Annotated in this window: 1 protein-coding gene; it reads left to right on the top strand. The window is 57.1% G+C overall.

Translation table 11 applies throughout. The annotated features are described in order from the left end of the window. The first annotated feature begins 754 nt into the window (after positions 1 to 754). Positions 755 to 20,623, top strand: a complete 19,869-nt coding sequence (locus tag K239x_RS15040; RefSeq protein ID WP_145419055.1) for an Ig-like domain-containing protein — start codon at positions 755 to 757, stop codon at positions 20,621 to 20,623. Positions 20,624 to 20,724 lie beyond the last annotated feature (101 nt).

Raw genomic sequence — 20,724 nt, 5'->3', positions numbered from 1 at the left:
TTTCAGGAAGGAAATATGGCCACGTCGTTGGGCCTTCGCAATGCCATTCTACCTAGATCCAACCCCGGAGACAGGCGATGGTTTCGCAGCTTGTTGGGGCAGGTTGTCGGTGGTGACTTGACAGCGATCGAGCTGTCTGGCCACTGAGCCAGTCCGCTGAGATGAATTGAAGCCAGTAACGGCGCAGCAACGATGCCGCAGGGCCAAATGGCTTGGGAAAACTTTGCTCGGGGACGGCTGAGGGGCGATTCTGACGGGCCACTCTGCTGGGTTAGTTGTTTTATGCGGCAGCGGGCCTCCGTGCGGTATCCCATGGGCGATCGATCGCCCCGTCGCCAGCTAGGATCCCGCGGAGAGAGTTGCATGTCGATCGTCACGCTGCGCGAGGGAGCGGACGCAAAGCGAGGGGGCGAATGCGACTGGGGGGCCGATCCGGTCGCCGTGATAATCGTTACGACCGGCGCATCCGATGAGGGTTAAAAGTTGAGAAAAAATCAAAAAGTGAATTGACCCGCACTAAACGCACAGCACCCGCACTCAGGGTGCCTTCTGCAAACTTCGCTTTGCAAATATCCCGCAAGGTGAACGTGCGTGTCATATCTTTCATTTGACTCTTGGTCTGCGCGCCGAAAACGGTGCGCGGTGGTCGCACGGGTGGAGCTTCTTATCGAAGGATTCGCCTGGTCTGCGTCCGTGGGCAGCCTGGAATTATGGATATCTCGCTTAACGGCTCGACTTTAGGAACGAACTGGTCATGTCAAATCAACCCAATCAGAAACTCCACCGCATTATGGAGCAACTGGAAGATCGCGTCCTTTTTGACGCTGTCCCCGACGGTGGGTTTCTCTTTCAGCCCGACGGTATGGAAAATCCGGTCGACGCCGCCCGCGATCTGCCCGCGCAAGAGATGTCGACGCAGACGACAGTCGCCGCGGATCAGCAGACGTATCCTCGCGAACTGATCTTGGTCGACGCCAACGTGGACAACGCTGACGCGATGATTGCGGAGATCATGCAGCAACGGCAGGATCGAACCGTGGAAGTCCGGTTGTTGGACGTGGACACCGATGGGATCGATCAAATTTCGGAGATCCTTAAATCTTCCGGACAGTCCTACGATGCCATTCATGTTCTGTCACACGGTAGCGAAGGCAGCCTGTCACTGGGGTCGTCGACCTTGAATGCCGGATCGCTGCCAGGTTACGCGGGGCAGTTTGTCGGCTGGGCAGACTCGTTGACCACCGATGCCGACATCTTGTTCTACGGATGCGACTTGGCTGGCGATTCGGCTGGACAAGCGTTTGTAGAATCGTTGGCCGAACTGACCGGCGCTGATGTGGCGGCATCGGACGATCGAACCGGCAACGCTGAATTGGGCGGTGACTGGGATTTGGAAGTGGCAACCGGCAGCATCGAAGCGGAAACGCTGACGTTTGAGCAATGGTTCGGATTCCTTGCGGATTTCACGCCCGGTGTTCTGACCGGTGTTGATATTGGTCCCGGTAGCGATACGACCAGTCCGACCAACTGGACGCATGCGACCGGCACCGGAACGATCAACAACTTGGTCAACGAAAACGGAATCAATAGCGGCTATTCGTTGCGAATCACGACGACGGGGTCGCTGACAAATGAAGACAACGATCCTACGGCCGGAACGATCCCCAATCACAGCAATGATTTGACGGGAATCGATGGCAGCCTTTACGACAATTCTGGCGGTACCGAACAGGTTCAACTGCGCTGGAGTGGACTGACGGCTGGTCAGGAGTACGCGGTCTATTCGTTTTCACATGCATCGTTCAATTCTCTCCAGACGGTTGCGATCACGGGTGGCAACGGTACGGTCACGCATGCGGACAAGTATTTCGGTGCCGACGATGTGTTGGTCAACGGAAGCATCGGCAATAGCACGACGGACTTGGAAGATTTCGCGACGGTGATGACGGCCGACGCAAACGGTCGCATTACGATTACCATTACCAGTCAGTACTGGGCCGTAACGAGTGGGACGGCGATTTCGGAACTATCCGGGCTGCTCCCCGACGCGACAGCGGATGTGGCGCTGGTCATCGAAGACGACGCGTCGAACCCAATCACCGGAAACGTGCTCGACAACGATTCGACACTGATCGGCAATTTGTCCGTGAGCGAAGTAAACGGAAACGCGTCGAATGTTGGGGTGACGATCACTGGCAATCATGGCACGTTGCAACTGGATCAAAACGGCGACTATACGTACATCCTGGACAACAGCGATGCGGCAGTTCAATCGCTCAACGAACTCGACAACGTCGTCTACATCGGCAGCCACGATGGCAGCGGCACTGCGTCCAGTTCGTCCGGTCAGATCGAAGCGGTCAATTTGACGACGGGTGCAACGACGGTCGTTACGTCCTCGCCTCTAGTTCCCTACATCAACGGTCTGGCTGCAAACGCGGACAACAATCTGGCCTACTACAGCGACGACACGAATCTCTACTACTGGGACGTCGCCGCCAATACTCATCACACCATCGGCACACTTGTTTCGTTGGGGATTCCTTCTGGCGAAGGCATGCTCAGCGGTGGCGGAACCTACTTTGACGGATCGTTGTTCATCGGAACTGAACCGGTAGGTGGCGGCCCCATGGTGGATGTCTACGAACTTGAGCTTTCAACCGATGGCAAATTAGTCGCAACGACAACGGCACTGAACATCGATGCTGCTGCGGCCGCAGCGGGTTTTCCCGACGTCGGTGGTTTTGGCGACTTGATCTACTCCAACGGAGCAATCTACGGATCAACGACGGTCGCTGGGTATTGGCGTTTTGACATGACGTCCGGCGTGTTTGAACAACTAAACTCCGAATATCGCGGCCAATTGATGGCTACCGAAGACGGCCGAATTTTCTCAGTTACCGGCAATGTTGTTCAGCAAGTCGATTTGGAGTCCGGGGATCTTACCGGAGCGACTTTTAACACGGTATTGGAAGCGACGGATGGATCGGGCGCTATCAGCGGTGCTCATAATCCCAGCACGGTCTTAACGGAATCCTTTACCTACACGGTCGTCGATGACGATGGCGACGAGGTTACGACGACACTGACGATCACGATCCAAGGCGACAATGATCCGCCCCAAGCGTCTGACTACGAGACGACCGTGGTCGCTGGGTCAACCAACAATCCGATCTCAATCACGACTCCCACGGATGTCGATAATTCGTCCGCCGAGCTAACCATCACGTTTGATTCCGTTCCGCCGTCAAGCCAAGGGACGTATACGGTCGGAGTTGGCGGGCCGGTTGTCACCACATCCACCACGCTGACTGCCGATCAGCTAAACCAGTTGGTGTTTACGCCCAACAGTGGCTTTGTCGGAAACGTTTCTGATTTGGACTACACGGTCACGGACCCACGCGGGCTGAGCGATTCAGGCACGATCTCGATCTTCGTCAACGCGCCGCCAACCGCCACCAACAACTCGGGATCGGTCACCGAAGACACGGATTTGACCGAAACCGGAAACGTGATCACGGACAACGATGGCAACGGAGTCGACAGTGACCCCAACGGATCGACGGTAAATGTTGTTGCCGTCGACGGAGCAACTGGCAGCGTCGCCAGTTCGGTCGCTGGCTCTTACGGTTCGGTTCAGATCAATGCGAACGGATCGTACACGTACACATTGAATAACACGCTGGCCGCGGTTAATGCGCTCGGCCCTGGCGATTCTTTGACGGACACGTTTACGTACACGATCGACGACGGCACCGGGCTGACCGACACCGCAACGCTGACGATCACGATTGATGGTACCAACGATGCCCCCACGGTGACTTCGACGATCCCCAATCAGTCAGATGCCGATGCAGAAACCGGCATCAGCGTGAATGCGGCGACTTACTTTGGCGATCCGGAATCCGGTACGCTGACATTCTCCGCAACCAATTTGCCACCCGGACTATCGATCAATTCCAGTGGCTTGATCACAGGCACGGTTGACCCTAGTGCATCGACGGGTGGTCCCTATAGCGTGACCATCACGGCCGAAGACGCCTACGGATCGACGGTTTCGCAAACGATTACTTGGGCGATCAGCAACCCGCCGCCAACGGCAACTGACAACGACCTGGGGACGACCGAAAATACATCGATCTCGGGAAATATCGTTACGGACAGTGACGGCAACGGCGTCGATAGCGATCCCGACGGCGACACACTAACGGTCACCCTGATCAACGGCGTCGCTGGCAATGTGGGCGGCCCGGTGACTGGAAGCGGCGGTGGTGCTTTTACGGTCAGTTCGACCGGAGCGTACACGTTAAATCCCGGCACGGACTTTGATTATCTTGCAGCTGGCGAAACAGCAGCGACGACCATCAATTACACGATCAGCGATGGCGAAGGCGGAACCGACACGGCAACCGTGACCGTGACCGTCACCGGAGTCAACGATTCCCCAACTGCCTTTGGAACGATTCCACCGCAGTCGGGCGTCGATGGAACAACGCTTTCGACCTTCGATCTGAGCTCATTCTTTGGTGACCCCGATCTAACTGACACACTGACGTACAGCGCGGGCGGATCCCTGCCACCAGGACTAGCCATCAATCCGACCACGGGTGTCGTGACTGGCTCCTATGACCCGAGTGCTTCGACCGGAGGTCCCTACAGCGTCGTCATCACTGCCGAAGATCCCGACGGTGCGACGGTCGTCCAAGCGTTCACGTGGACAGTAACGAACCCCGGACCGACGGCAACGGACAATGATCTTGGCACGGCCGAAGGTTCAACGCTGACCGGCAACGTGATGTCAGATGCCGATGGTCATGGCGTGGATAGCGACGTTGACGGCGACACAATCGTCGTTAACGCGGTGAACGGCGTGGCTGGAAATGTGGCGAGCAGCGTGGCGGGCAGCAACGGCGGCACGTTTACGATTGCCGCTAACGGTAGCTACACGTTCGCGACCGGGAGCGATTTTGAATACTTGGACGCTGGTGAGACAGCTACCACGACCGTTAACTACACAATTACTGACAACGAAGGTGGAACTGATTCGGCCACGGTTACGGTCGTGGTGACGGGTACCAACGATACTCCAACAGCCAACGGCACGATTCCGCCACAATCTGGCGTGGATAGCACGGTCGAGTCGCCACTCGACGTGAGTGGATTCTTTGCGGACGTTGATGCCACCGATACGCTGACATTTAGCGATGGTGGGACGCTACCAGGCGGACTTTCGATTCACCCAACCACGGGTGTGATCACGGGAACTTACGATGCGGATTCGTCGCAAGGTGGTCCCTACGCCGTCGTGATTACCGCGACCGATGATAATGGCGCGACCGTGACGCAGGAATTTACTTGGACGGTGACCAATCCTGGCCCAACGGCGACGGACAATGATCTAGGCACCAGTGAAGGTTCAACGCTGACCGGCAACGTGATGTCTGATGCCGATGGCCATGGCGTGGATAGCGACGTTGATGGCGACACAATCGTTGTTAACGCGGTGAACGGCGTGGCTGGAAATGTGGCGAGTAGCGTGGCGGGCACCAACGGCGGCACGTTCACGATTGCCGCTAACGGTAGCTACACGTTTGCCACTGGCAGCGATTTTGAATATCTGGATGCTGGCGAAACAGCTACCACGACGGTCGACTACACGATCACGGACAACGAAGGCGGAACTGATTCGGCCACGGTTACGGTGGTGGTGACAGGCACCAACGATACACCGACGGCCAACGGAACCATCCCGCCGCAATCGGGCGTGGATAGCACGGTCGAGTCGCCACTCGACGTGAGCGGATTCTTTGCGGACGTTGATGCCACCGATACGTTGACATTTAGCGATGGTGGAACGCTACCAGGCGGACTTTCGATTCACCCGACCACGGGTTTGATCACCGGAACTTACGATGCGGATTCGTCGCAAGGCGGTCCGTACACAGTCGTGATCACGGCGACCGATGACAACGGCGCAACCGTAACGCAGGAATTTGCTTGGACGGTAACTAATCCTGGCCCGACGGCAACAGATAATGATCTGGGTACCAGCGAAGGGTCAACGCTGACCGGTAACGTGATGTCGGATGCCGATGGCCATGGCGTTGATAGCGACGTTGACGGCGACACAATCGTCGTTAACGCGGTGAACGGCGTGGCTGGAAATGTGGCGAGCAGCGTGGCGGGCAGCAACGGCGGTACGTTTACGATTGCCGCTAACGGTAGCTACACGTTTGCGACCGGTAGTGATTTTGAATACTTGGATGCTGGTGAAACAGCTACCACGACAGTCGATTACACGATCACAGACAATGAAGGCGGAACCGATTCGGCCACGGTTACGATCGTGGTGACGGGTACCAACGATACTCCAACAGCTAACGGCACGATTCCGCCACAATCTGGCGTGGATAGCACGGTCGAGTCGCCACTGGATGTGAGTGGATACTTCGGCGATGTCGATGCGAGTGACACGTTGACATTTAGCGATGGTGGGACGCTCCCCGGTGGATTGTCAATCAATCCAACCACGGGTGTGATCACGGGCACTTACGATGCCGATTCGTCGCAAGGTGGTCCGTACGCGGTCGTGATTACGGCGACCGATGATAATGGCGCGACCGTGACGCAGGAATTTACTTGGACGGTGACCAATCCTGGTCCGACAGCCACGGATAATGATCTGGGAACCAGTGAAGGTTCAACGCTGACGGGCAACGTGATGTCGGACGCCGATGGTCATGGCGTGGATAGCGATGTTGATGGTGACGCGATTGAGGTCAGTGCTGTCAATGGTGTGGCTGGAAATGTGGCGAGTGGCGTGGCTGGTACGAACGGCGGTACGTTTACGATTGCCGCTAACGGTAGCTACACGTTCGCGACTGGCAGCGATTTTGAATACTTGGATGCTGGTGAGACAGCGACAACGACGGTTGATTACACGATCACGGACAACGAAGGTGGCACCGATTCCGCCACGGTCACAGTGGTGGTGACGGGTACGAATGATACACCGACGGCCAACGGTACGATTCCGCCGCAATCTGGAGTGGATAGCACCGTTGAATCGCCACTCGATGTGAGTGGATACTTCGGCGATGTCGATGCGAGTGACACGTTGACATTTAGCGATGGTGGGACGCTCCCCGGTGGATTGTCAATCAATCCGACCACGGGTGTGATCACGGGAACCTATGATGCGGATTCGTCGCAAGGTGGTCCGTACGCCGTCGTGATTACGGCGACCGATGATAATGGCGCCACCGTGACGCAGGAATTTACTTGGACGGTGACCAATCCTGGTCCAACGGCGACGGACAATGATCTGGGCACCAGTGAAGGGTCAACACTGACCGGCAACGTGATGTCTGATGCCGATGGCCATGGCGTGGATAGCGACGTTGATGGCGACACAATCGTTGTTAACGCTGTGAACGGCGTGGCTGGAAATGTGGCTAGCGGTGTTGCTGGCAGCAACGGCGGTACCTTTACGATTGCCGCTAACGGTAGCTACACGTTTGCGACCGGTAGCGATTTCGAATACTTGGATGCTGGCGAAACGGCCACCACGACAGTCGATTACACGATCACGGACAACGAAGGCGGAACTGATTCGGCCACGGTTACCGTGATCGTTACGGGTACGAATGATACTCCGACGGCCAACGGCACGATCCCGCCGCAAACTGGGGTCGACAGTACGGTCGAGTCGCCACTCGACGTGAGCGGTTTCTTTGCCGATGTTGATGCCACCGATACGTTGACGTTTAGCGATGGTGGGACTCTACCCGGTGGATTGTCAATCAATCCGACCACGGGTGTGATCACGGGAACTTACGATGCCGATTCGTCGCAAGGTGGTCCGTACGCAGTCGTGATCACGGCGACCGATGATAACGGCGCGACCGTGACGCAGGAATTTACTTGGACGGTGACCAATCCTGGCCCAACGGCGACGGACAATGATCTAGGCACCAGTGAAGGTTCAACGCTGACCGGCAACGTGATGTCTGATGCCGATGGCCATGGCGTGGATAGCGACGTTGATGGCGACACAATCGTTGTTAACGCGGTGAACGGCGTGGCTGGAAATGTGGCGAGTAGCGTGGCGGGCACCAACGGTGGCACGTTCACGATTGCCGCTAACGGTAGCTACACGTTTGCCACTGGCAGCGATTTTGAATATCTGGATGCTGGCGAAACAGCTACCACGACGGTCGACTACACGATCACGGACAACGAAGGCGGAACTGATTCGGCCACGGTTACGGTGGTGGTGACAGGCACCAACGATACACCGACGGCCAACGGAACCATCCCGCCGCAATCGGGCGTGGATAGCACGGTCGAGTCGCCACTCGACGTGAGCGGATTCTTTGCGGACGTTGATGCCACCGATACGTTGACATTTAGCGATGGTGGAACGCTACCAGGCGGACTTTCGATTCACCCGACCACGGGTTTGATCACCGGAACTTACGATGCGGATTCGTCGCAAGGCGGTCCGTACACAGTCGTGATCACGGCGACCGATGACAACGGCGCAACCGTAACGCAGGAATTTGCTTGGACGGTAACTAATCCTGGCCCGACGGCAACAGATAATGATCTGGGTACCAGCGAAGGGTCAACGCTGACCGGTAACGTGATGTCGGATGCCGATGGCCATGGCGTTGATAGCGACGTTGACGGCGACACAATCGTCGTTAACGCGGTGAACGGCGTGGCTGGAAATGTGGCGAGCAGCGTGGCGGGCAGCAACGGCGGTACGTTTACGATTGCCGCTAACGGTAGCTACACGTTTGCGACCGGTAGTGATTTTGAATACTTGGATGCTGGTGAAACAGCTACCACGACAGTCGATTACACGATCACAGACAATGAAGGCGGAACCGATTCGGCCACGGTTACGATCGTGGTGACGGGTACCAACGATACTCCAACAGCTAACGGCACGATTCCGCCACAATCTGGCGTGGATAGCACGGTCGAGTCGCCACTGGATGTGAGTGGATACTTCGGCGATGTCGATGCGAGTGACACGTTGACATTTAGCGATGGTGGGACGCTCCCCGGTGGATTGTCAATCAATCCAACCACGGGTGTGATCACGGGCACTTACGATGCCGATTCGTCGCAAGGTGGTCCGTACGCGGTCGTGATTACGGCGACCGATGATAATGGCGCGACCGTGACGCAGGAATTTACTTGGACGGTGACCAATCCTGGTCCGACAGCCACGGATAATGATCTGGGAACCAGTGAAGGTTCAACGCTGACGGGCAACGTGATGTCGGACGCCGATGGTCATGGCGTGGATAGCGATGTTGATGGTGACGCGATTGAGGTCAGTGCTGTCAATGGTGTGGCTGGAAATGTGGCGAGTGGCGTGGCTGGTACGAACGGCGGTACGTTTACGATTGCCGCTAACGGTAGCTACACGTTCGCGACTGGCAGCGATTTTGAATACTTGGATGCTGGTGAGACAGCGACAACGACGGTTGATTACACGATCACGGACAACGAAGGTGGCACCGATTCCGCCACGGTCACAGTGGTGGTGACGGGTACGAATGATACACCGACGGCCAACGGTACGATTCCGCCGCAATCTGGAGTGGATAGCACCGTTGAATCGCCACTCGATGTGAGTGGATACTTCGGCGATGTCGATGCGAGTGACACGTTGACATTTAGCGATGGTGGGACGCTCCCCGGTGGATTGTCAATCAATCCGACCACGGGTGTGATCACGGGAACCTATGATGCGGATTCGTCGCAAGGTGGTCCGTACGCCGTCGTGATTACGGCGACCGATGATAATGGCGCCACCGTGACGCAGGAATTTACTTGGACGGTGACCAATCCTGGTCCAACGGCGACGGACAATGATCTGGGCACCAGTGAAGGGTCAACACTGACCGGCAACGTGATGTCTGATGCCGATGGCCATGGCGTGGATAGCGACGTTGATGGCGACACAATCGTTGTTAACGCTGTGAACGGCGTGGCTGGAAATGTGGCTAGCGGTGTTGCTGGCAGCAACGGCGGTACCTTTACGATTGCCGCTAACGGTAGCTACACGTTTGCGACCGGTAGCGATTTCGAATACTTGGATGCTGGCGAAACGGCCACCACGACAGTCGATTACACGATCACGGACAACGAAGGCGGAACTGATTCGGCCACGGTTACCGTGATCGTTACGGGTACGAATGATACTCCGACGGCCAACGGCACGATCCCGCCGCAAACTGGGGTCGACAGTACGGTCGAGTCGCCACTCGACGTGAGCGGTTTCTTTGCCGATGTTGATGCCACCGATACGTTGACGTTTAGCGATGGTGGGACTCTACCCGGTGGATTGTCAATCAATCCGACCACGGGTGTGATCACGGGAACTTACGATGCCGATTCGTCGCAAGGTGGTCCGTACGCAGTCGTGATCACGGCGACCGATGATAACGGCGCGACCGTGACGCAGGAATTTACTTGGACGGTGACCAATCCTGGCCCGACGGCAACGGACAATGATCTAGGCACCAGTGAAGGTTCAACGCTGACCGGTAATGTGATGTCGGATGCCGATGGTCATGGCGTTGATAGCGATGTTGATGTTGATACAATTGTCGTTAGCGCTGTAAATGGTACAGCAGGAAATGTGGCTAGCGGTGTTGCTGGCAGCAACGGTGGCACGTTTACAATTGCCGCTGACGGTAGCTACACGTTTGCGACCGGTAGCGATTTCGAATACTTGGATGCTGGCGAGACGGCCACCACGACAGTCGATTACACGATCACGGACAACGAAGGCGGCACCGATTCGGCCACGGTTACCGTAGTCGTTACGGGCACGAATGATGCTCCGACAGCCAACGGCACGATCCCGCCACAATCTGGCGTGGATAGCACGGTCGAGTCGCCACTGGATGTCAGCGGCTTTTTCGCCGATGTCGACGCCACCGATACGCTGACGTTTAGTGATGGTGTGACGCTCCCCGGTGGTTTGTCGATCAATCCAACCACGGGTGTAATCACCGGAACCTATGATGCCGATTCTTCGCAAGGTGGTCCGTACGCGGTGGTGATCACCGCGACCGATGATAACGGCGCCACCGTGACGCAGGAGTTTACTTGGACGGTGACCAATCCTGGCCCGACGGCAACGGACAATGATCTGGGTACTGCCGAAGGTTCAACGCTGACCGGCAACGTGATGTCGGATGCCGACGGTCACGGCGTGGATAGCGATGTTGACGGCGATACGATTGTCGTTAGCGCTGTAAATGGTGTGGCTGGAAATGTGGCTAGCGGTGTTGCTGGCAGCAACGGTGGCACGTTTACGATTGCCGCTGACGGTAGCTACACATTTGCGACTGGTAGCGATTTCGACGATCTTGGTTTCGGCCAAACGCGGACAACTACGGTCGCCTACACGATCAGCGATGGCGAAGGTGGAACGGACAGTGCGACCGTCACGGTGGTGGTCAGCGGAGCGAATCAAGCTCCGACGGCCAGCGGCACGATTCCTCCACAAACCGGCGTCGACAGCACAGTCATTGCACCGTTAGATGTCAGCGGATATTTCTCCGACGGCGACTCTGGTGACGTTCTGACGTTCTCCACCGGTTCGACTCTACCCGGCGGACTTTCGATCGACTCGGCGACCGGTGTGATCACTGGCACTTACGATGCCGACGCTTCGCAGACGAGCCCCTACAGCGTGACCGTTACGGCGACAGACGTTGCCGGAGCGACTGCAACTCGCACGTTCACTTGGACCGTCACCAACCCGGGGCCGGACGCGACCGACAATGACTTGGGAACCAGCGAAGGTTCCACACTCACCGGCAACGTGATGACCGATAGCGACGGTCACGGTGTCGATTCGGACATCGATGGCGACACGATCACGGTTAGCGAAGTTAATGGCGTGGCTGCGAATGTGGCGACGGCTGTTGCAGGATCCAACGGCGGCAACTTTACGATCAACGCCGACGGTGGTTACACATTTGCGACCGGCAGTGATTTTGAATACTTGGCAGCCGGCGAAACGGCGACGACGACCGTTACTCACACGATCACAGACGACGAAGGCGGCACAGACACGGCCACCGTTTCGGTCTTGGTCACCGGAACGAATGACACTCCCACCGCGATCGGCACGATTCCGCCGCAGACCGGGGTCGATTCGACGGTCGCTGCGCCGTTGGACCTAAGCGGTTACTTTGGTGACGTCGACGCCAGCAACACGTTGACTTTCACCGACGGTGGCACATTGCCCGAAGGACTTTCGATCAACTCAGCTGGAGTCGTCACGGGAACCTACGACGCCGATTCATCGCAGAGCGGTCCGTACGCCGTTGTCATTACCGCGACGGACGATGCCGGCACGACGGTATCACAATCGTTTACTTGGACAGTGACCAATCCGGGGCCCGATGCCACCGACAATGCTCGAAGCACCTCGCAAGGTTCCACGATCAGCGGCAATGTCATGTCCGATAGCGACGGATCTGGCGTCGACAGCGACATTGACGGAGACACGATCACGGTGGTCGCGATCAACGGAACGGCCGGCGATGTGGCCCAAGGCGTTGCGGGTTCAACGGGAGGGACGTTCACGATTTTGTCGGACGGATCCTACTCGTTCGCCACCGGTGCAGACTTTGACTACTTGGCAGCCGGCGAAACGGCAACGACAACCGTCAATTACACGATCAGCGACAACGAAGGCGGAAGTGATACGGCGACGGTCACGGTGACGGTGACCGGAACCAACGACACGCCCACCGCTGTTGGCACGATCCCACCGCAAGCGGGAGTTGATTCAACCGTTGTCGCGCCGCTGGACTTGAGTGGCTATTTTGCGGACACCGATACGTCCAACACATTGACGTTTTCGACCGGAACCACGTTGCCGGGTGGACTGTCGATCCATCCCACCACGGGTGTGGTGACGGGCACTTATGATGCCGATGCTTCTCAAGGCGGACCGTACGTGGTCGTAGTAACTGCGACGGACAACGGCGGAGCTACGGTAACCCAGTCGTTTACTTGGACGGTCACCAACCCTGGCCCCGACGCGACCGACAACTTGCTGGGAACGACCGAAAGTTCAACGCTGACCGGTAACGTGATGACGGACAACGACGGCAGCGGTGTCGACAGCGACGTTGACGGCGACACGCTGACGGTCACCGAAGTCAACGGGGCCGCTGCGAACGTCAATTCGACCGTGGCTGGATCCGCAGGTGGAACGTTCACGATCGATTCAGCAGGTGCGTACACTTTTGACACACTGGGTGACTTTGACTATCTGGCCGCAGGCGAAACAGCCACGACCACGGTGACGTACACGATCAGCGATGGTGAAGGCGGCACGGACACGGCAACCGTCAGCGTCGTTGTCACAGGCGTGAACAATACGCCAACGGCAACCGGCACGATTCCACCGCAGGCCGGAGTCGATTCGACTGCGTTGTCGCTGCTGGATTTGAGCGGGTACTTTGACGATGTGGACACGTCCAACACGTTGAGCTTTTCCGACGGCGGCACTTTGCCGGGCGGATTGTCAATTGATTCTACCACCGGTGTTGTGACTGGCACCTACGATGCCGACGCATCTCAAAGTGGTCCTTACACCGTTGTCATCACCGCGACGGACGATGACAGTGCGACTGTGACACAGACTTTTGTTTGGTCAGTCACTAACCCTGGTCCCGACGCGACGGACAATGATTTAGGCACGACCGAAAACGCAGCTTTGTCGGGCAACGTGATGACCGACAACGATGGAAACGGCGTTGATAGTGATATCGACGGCGACACCATCACGGTGGTCGCGATCAACGGAACGGCCGGCGATGTGGGCGCAGCGATCGCTGGCAGCGGCGGCGGTTCGTTCACCATCGATTCGACGGGTGCGTACACGTTTGCACCGGGCAGCGATTTTGATTCACTTAACGCGGGGCAAACAGCAACGACGACGATTCAGTACACGATCAGCGACAACGAAGGCGGCAGTGACACTGCGACCGTCACCGTGGTCGTCACGGGAACCAATGACGCGCCGACGGCCGAAGGAACCATTCCGCCACAATTGGGCGTGGATTCCACCGTTGTTTCCCCGTTGGATCTGACCGGCTATTTCGGCGACGTCGACAATGGCAGCACGCTTGCATTCACGGCAGGCAGCACGTTGCCACCAGGACTGGCGATTGATTCGACAACCGGGATCGTCACCGGAACTTACGATGCGAGTGCTTCGGTCGGCGGGCCTTACACGGTCACGATCACTGCGACGGACGATCAAGGAGCAACGGTCACCCAGTCGTTCGTATGGACCGTGACCAACCCGGGTCCTGACGCGATTGACAATAGTCAAACGACTGACCAGAACACCGCAGCGACCGGCAACGTCTTGACGGACGTCGACGTGCTGGGCGTGGACAATGATGTTGACGGTGACACGCTGGTTGTTTCGCAAATCAGTGGCAGCAGTGCTTTGGTCGGCGCCTCAGTTGCGGGATCCGCTGGTGGAACGTTCACCGTTGATGCCGCAGGAGCCTACACGTTTACCCCCGGCGGTGACTTCGATTGGCTTGGTACGGGAGAAACCGCAACGACAACCGTCGCTTACACGATCACGGACAACGAAGGCGGCACGGACACGGCAGTTTTGACGATTACCCTAACGGGAACCAACGAAACCCCCACCGCGATTGGAACCATCCCGCCGCAGTCAGGCGTCGATTCGACCGTGGTGGCTCCGTTGGACCTGAGTGGATATTTCGGTGACGTTGATGCAACCAACACGCTAACGTTCTCGGCAGGCAGCACTTTGCCAGCCGGGCTATCGATTGACTCGGCGACCGGCGTTGTCACGGGTACCTACGACTCGGATTCGTCCCAGAGTGGTCCTTACAATGTCGTCATCACGGCGACGGACAACGATGGAGCCAGCACCACCCAGTCGTTTACTTGGACGGTTACCAACCCCGGACCGGTCGCGCAGAACGATGATTTCACAACCACGCAAGATTCGACGATCAGTGGGAACTTGATCGCTGTCGACAACGGCAGCGGCGTGGACAGCGACATCGATGGCGACACCATCACGGTGTTGGACGTCAATGGAGCGACCGGCAACGTGGGTTCGGCAGTGGTTGGATCTGCCGGCGGAACATTCACTGTTGCGTCTAACGGCAGCTACAGCTTCGCAACGGGCAACGATTTTGACGATTTGGCCAACGGTGAAACGCGCGATACGCAGATTGCGTACACAATCACTGATAGCGAGGGAGGCACGTCCACCGCGACGGTCACCGTAACGGTGACTGGCGTAAATGACGATCCGTTTACGATTGGAACGATCCCACCGCAGAGTGATACTGATTCGGTCACGATTACTCCGGTCGACGTTTCGGGATACTTCGGCGACACGGACACGACCGACGTGTTTGCGTTCGACGATGGCGGCACGCTACCACCAGGATTGTCAATCGATACGGCGACCGGCATTATCTCGGGAACTCCGACAGCGGATGCTTCGGACAGCGGACCGTACACGGTCACGATCACGGCGGATGACGGCAACGGCGGCAGTATCACGCAAACGTTCAACTGGGACGTCGTGAACCCCGGCCCCGTCGCGACAGATGACGGATTTGCGACCAACCAGGACGCCACGATCTCTGGCAATGTGATGACCGTCGATAACGGTGGCGGTGTCGATAGTGACGTCGACGGCGATGCGATCACTGTTACTGCCGTGGGCGGTGTCGCTGGCAATGTGGCCTCATCCGTAAATGGATCCGACGGTGGTACATTCACCATCCATTCGGATGGCAGCTATTCGTTTAATACTGGAAACGATTTTGATGATCTGGCTGTGGGGCAAACTCGCGATACGACGGTCACCTATACGATCAGCGACGGAGACCTTACATCGACTGCGACGGTCACGGTTAATGTCACCGGGACCAATGACGGGCCGGATGCGACTGGCACGATTCCTGATCAGAGTGATGTCGATAGCGATACGATTACGCCAGTCGACGTGTCCGGTTACTTCGTCGATGTGGATCGAATCGATACGCTGACTTTCAGCGACAATGGAACGCTCCCAAGTGGGCTGTCAGTCGGTTTAACAACCGGAATCATCACAGGGACACTTAGCGCCGACGCTTCCCAAGGCGGACCTTACAACGTCACGATCACCGCCATGGACGATCATGGCGAAGTCATCGACCAGACGTTTACTTGGCAAGTGAGCAACCCGATTCCGACGGCGACCGACAATGACGCGACAATTCAGGAAGGCCTATCGCACACGGCGAATGTGATCACCGACGATGAAGGATCCGGAGTTGATAACGACCCCGACGGTGATGCGTTGACGGTCAGCCATGTCGGCGCAGTTGCGGGCAATGTTGGCAATTCGGTCAGCGGATCCAATGGCGGTACGTTTACGATCGCCAGTGACGGTAGCTACACGTTTGATACGGCGAGCGACTTTGGTTATCTGAACATCGGCGAATCGGCTTTGACCTCGGTGACTTATACCGTCACGGACAATGAAGGCGGATCGGCGACGGCGACAGTGACGATTACCGTGACCGGTGCAAGTGGAGCGCCGGCATCTGTTGGTACCATCCCGCCGCAATCAGGCGTCGACAGTACCACCGAAACACCTTTGGATCTGAGCGTTTACTTTGCTGACCCAGATGCCAGCGACGTGCTGTCGTTTGACGACAACGGCACGCTTCCCTACGGATTGTCGATCGATCCCGTTTCGGGCATCGTCACGGGAACGTACGACAGCAGTGCATCGGCAAACGGACCGTACACCGTCACGATTACGGCAACGGACTTGACCGGCCAACAAGCACAACAGACTTTCAATTGGACGGTAACTAACCCGCTTCCAATCGCGACCGATAACACCGTTTCGACGACAGAAAACGCTTCACGGAGCGGTAATGTCATCACTGACGACAATGGCAGCGGCGTCGACAGCGATCCCGATGGAGACGTACTGAGTGTTGACGCGGTCAATGGCTTAGCCGCAAATGTCGGAGCGCCAATCGCTGGTTCTTCGGGCGGAACCTTCACGGTCAGTCCTAACGGTAGCTACGCGTTTTTGCCGGGCACGGATTTTGATTCCTTGGCGGCTGGCGAGGTCGTATCGACGAGCGTGACTTACACGATCATCGATGCCGAAGGCGGCACGTCCACGGCGACTCTGACCGTCAACGTCACCGGCACCAATGACGTGCCGACAACCAATGGCACCATTCCTCCTCAAGTAGGCGTCGATTCGACGACGATCGCACCTTTGGATTTGTCCGGGTACTTTGACGACGTCGACGGGGCACTGGTGTTCAAGGGAACGGCACTGCCTGAAGGTTTGTCGATCGATTCTGTTTCGGGCGTGGTGACGGGCACTTATGACGCCGATGCCAGCCAAAGCGGTCCTTACTCGGTCGTGATCACCGCGACTGATAGCGAAGGAGTCGCGGTCAATCAAACGTTCACTTGGAATGTCAACAATCCCGGACCCGACGCGACGGACAATGATCGCGCGACCAGCCAAGACGCGGCGATCGGTGGCAACGTCATCGCCGATGCCGACGGACATGGAGTCGATACGGACATTGACGGCGATGTCATCATCGTGAATGAAGTAAACGGAACGGGAGCCAACGTCGGGGCGAATGTCGACGGGACGAATGGCGGAGTATTTGTGTTAGCCAGTGATGGATCGTACTCCTTTGACCCGCAAGGCGATTTCGATTCGTTGGCGGCGGGCGAATCCGCGACGACCTCCGTTTCTTACACCATCACTGACAACGAAGGCGGCACGGATACCGCGACGCTGACGGTCACCGTCAACGGCACAAACCAAACGCCGACCGCGACCGGGATGATTCCGCCGCAATCGTCAACGGACGATGTCGTGATTTCGCCGTTGGATATCAGCGTGTTCTTTGACGACGTGGACACCACCGATGTATTGACCTTTGCCGACGGCGGCAGCTTGCCACCGGGACTTTCGCTGAATTCATCGAGCGGTGTGATCACCGGAACCCTCGACAACAGTGCTTCGGTCGGCAGTCCCTACACGGTCGCCATCACGGTCGAGGATGGCCAAGGCGGCACGTTGACTCGCACGTTTACGTGGGAAGTCGTTAACCCAGGTCCTGTAGCGACTGACGACGAATTTACGACGGATCAAGACACTGCGATTACCGGTCAAGTTGTGACCGTCAGTAATGGCAATTCGATTGACAGCGATGTCGACGGCGACGATTTGACGGTCACGGCTGTCAATGGTTTGGCCGCAAACGTTGCGTCACCGATTGCGGGTAACAACGGCGGTAGTTTCACGATTGATTCCGCAGGAGTTGTCGCGTTTAACCCACTGAGCGACTTTGTTTCCTTGACAGTGGGCGAATCTGCAACCACGTCGGTGACTTATACCATCAGTGATGGCGAAGGCGGCAGCGACACCGCGACGGTCACCGTAACGGTCAATGGAACCAACGACGCTCCGGTCATCTTGACCACAATTGCTCCTCAAGCCCACGTTGACGGTCAAAACATCGCGCCGGTTGATGTCAGTGGTAGCTTTGCGGATCCTGATGCCAGCGACACGCTGACGTTTACAGCGATCAATTTGCCGAGCGGTCTTACGATTCATCCGACGACAGGTGTGATCTCGGGAGTGATCGATAACAGTGCTTCGATGAGCGGTCCCTATGCGGTCACGGTTACGGCAGCGGATGGCAAAGGCGGCAGTGTGTCGCAATCGTTTGCCTGGGATGTCACCAATCCAAATCCAACCGCCCAGAACAACACCAACACGGTGTCCGATTCAGGACCCACGCAAGCCAGCGGCAATGTGATTGCCAACCAAGACGTGGCCGGGCAAACGGACAACGATCCTGACGGCGACGATCTGGTGGTTACGCAAATCGATGGCATGTCGGTCAACCCAAACGCGACCATTTCGGCGTTCTATGGAGTGCTGACGATCGATTCCACTGGACAGTACAGCTACGATTTGGATGTTTCGCATTCTTCGGTCGTCGCTCTTGCGGAAGGCGATACGCTCAGCGAATCATTCACGTACCGCGTCAGCGATGGCGAAGGCGGCACGGACACCGCTGTTCTGACGATTACGGTCGTCGGCTCCAACGATGCTCCCACCACGGTTGGGACGATTCCGGATCGACAAGGTGTCGATGCCAATACGATCCCAACGATTCCCCTGGCAGGATACTTCACGGATTCCGATTCTGGCGACGTGTTGACCTTCAGCGATGGCGGCACGTTGCCTCCCGGATTGTCGATCAATCCGACCACCGGCGAAGTCACAGGCACTTACCTTGCTGACGCTTCCGTGGCAGGTCCTTACACCGTCGTGATCACGGCGACCGATGATCTGGGCGAATCGACGACGCAGCAATTTGTCTGGGCGGTCATCAACCCGATGCCCATCGCGGAATCGGATTCGGATTTGACGGATCAAGACACCCTGGTGGCATTCAATGTATTGACCGACAATAACGGCAGCGGAATCGATAGTGATCCCGACGGAGATGCACTGCGAGTCAGCGATGTCAACGGAAATTCCAACGCTGTTGGGCAACCAATCGCAGGGACAAACGGCGGTTCGTTTACGATCCAATCCGACGGAAGTCTGCAGTTCGATCCGAACGGTGAATTCGACGATCTTTTGCCTGGCCAGAGTCGCGTTACGCAAGTCGACTACACGATCACGGACGATGAAGGCGGAGTCGATTCGACGACCGTGACGATCATCGTTAGCGGGTTGGAAGACAGTCCCGAAGTCGTCTTCAGCTTGCCCGATCAAGTTGACATCGAAGGCGAACCGATCGACCCGGTCAGCATTGCAGATGGGTTTGACGATCCCGACGCGGGCGACAGCTTGACCTTCGGCGACGGAGGCACGTTGCCATCGGGCCTCACCCTCGATCCGGTGACAGGGCAGATTACGGGGACCCCGGATATCGGCACCGCTGAGATCGGTACCTTTCCGATTACGATCACGGCGACCGATACGACCGGGCGAAGTACTTCGCAGACATTCACTTGGACGATCTCCGGAACTGATACGTTTGAATTTGCGTTTGATTCGTTCAACGATTTCAGTGACGAAGGCAAAGAGCTCCGCTACGGCGACTACATCCATCACCGCGACGTGGTGCTATCCGAGCAAATCGATCGTCTGGCTCCCGAACCGATTTTGGCTGGGTACGCGGCACCGGGATCGGTGTTGATCGGACGGATTTATGATTCCAGCGGCAGTATCATTGGCGAGACGAATCTGACCGTCGGTCCAAGCGGAAACTGGACGATGCATTTCTTTGGAACGAAAACAACGACACACGCCCGTGTTGTCATCGAACACGTGGCAACGGAGAACGTGGCGTTGGGCAATACGGCGCTGAAGTTGACGGACGACACCTACCGTGCGATGCAACTTGATGCGGCTTCCAAACCGTCACCAACGGCCGGTTCGATCTTGGATGGAACGGCGAGCAAAACGTTGGAGACCCATGCTGGCCAGAACTTGAATCCGCTGGGTTTGTTGTAGCAATCGGCCGGCGAACCCTGGACATTCGTCCGGGGCTAGCTTCCAGCGGCGATCCGCGGCTTAAACGACGACGCATTCCTCGACGGTCTTCACACGCTCCT

It is taken from the genome of Stieleria marina (genome assembly GCA_007741555.1).
Lineage (GTDB): Bacteria > Planctomycetota > Planctomycetia > Pirellulales > Pirellulaceae > K23-9.
The sequence above is the reverse complement of the archived record's forward strand: the minus strand, read 5'-3'. Positions and strand labels throughout refer to the sequence as shown.

Coding starts and splice junctions, on each gene's coding strand:
- K239x_RS15040 (WP_145419055.1), top strand. CDS start 755: ATGTCAAATCAACCCAATCAGAAACTCCACCGCATTATGGAGCAACTG.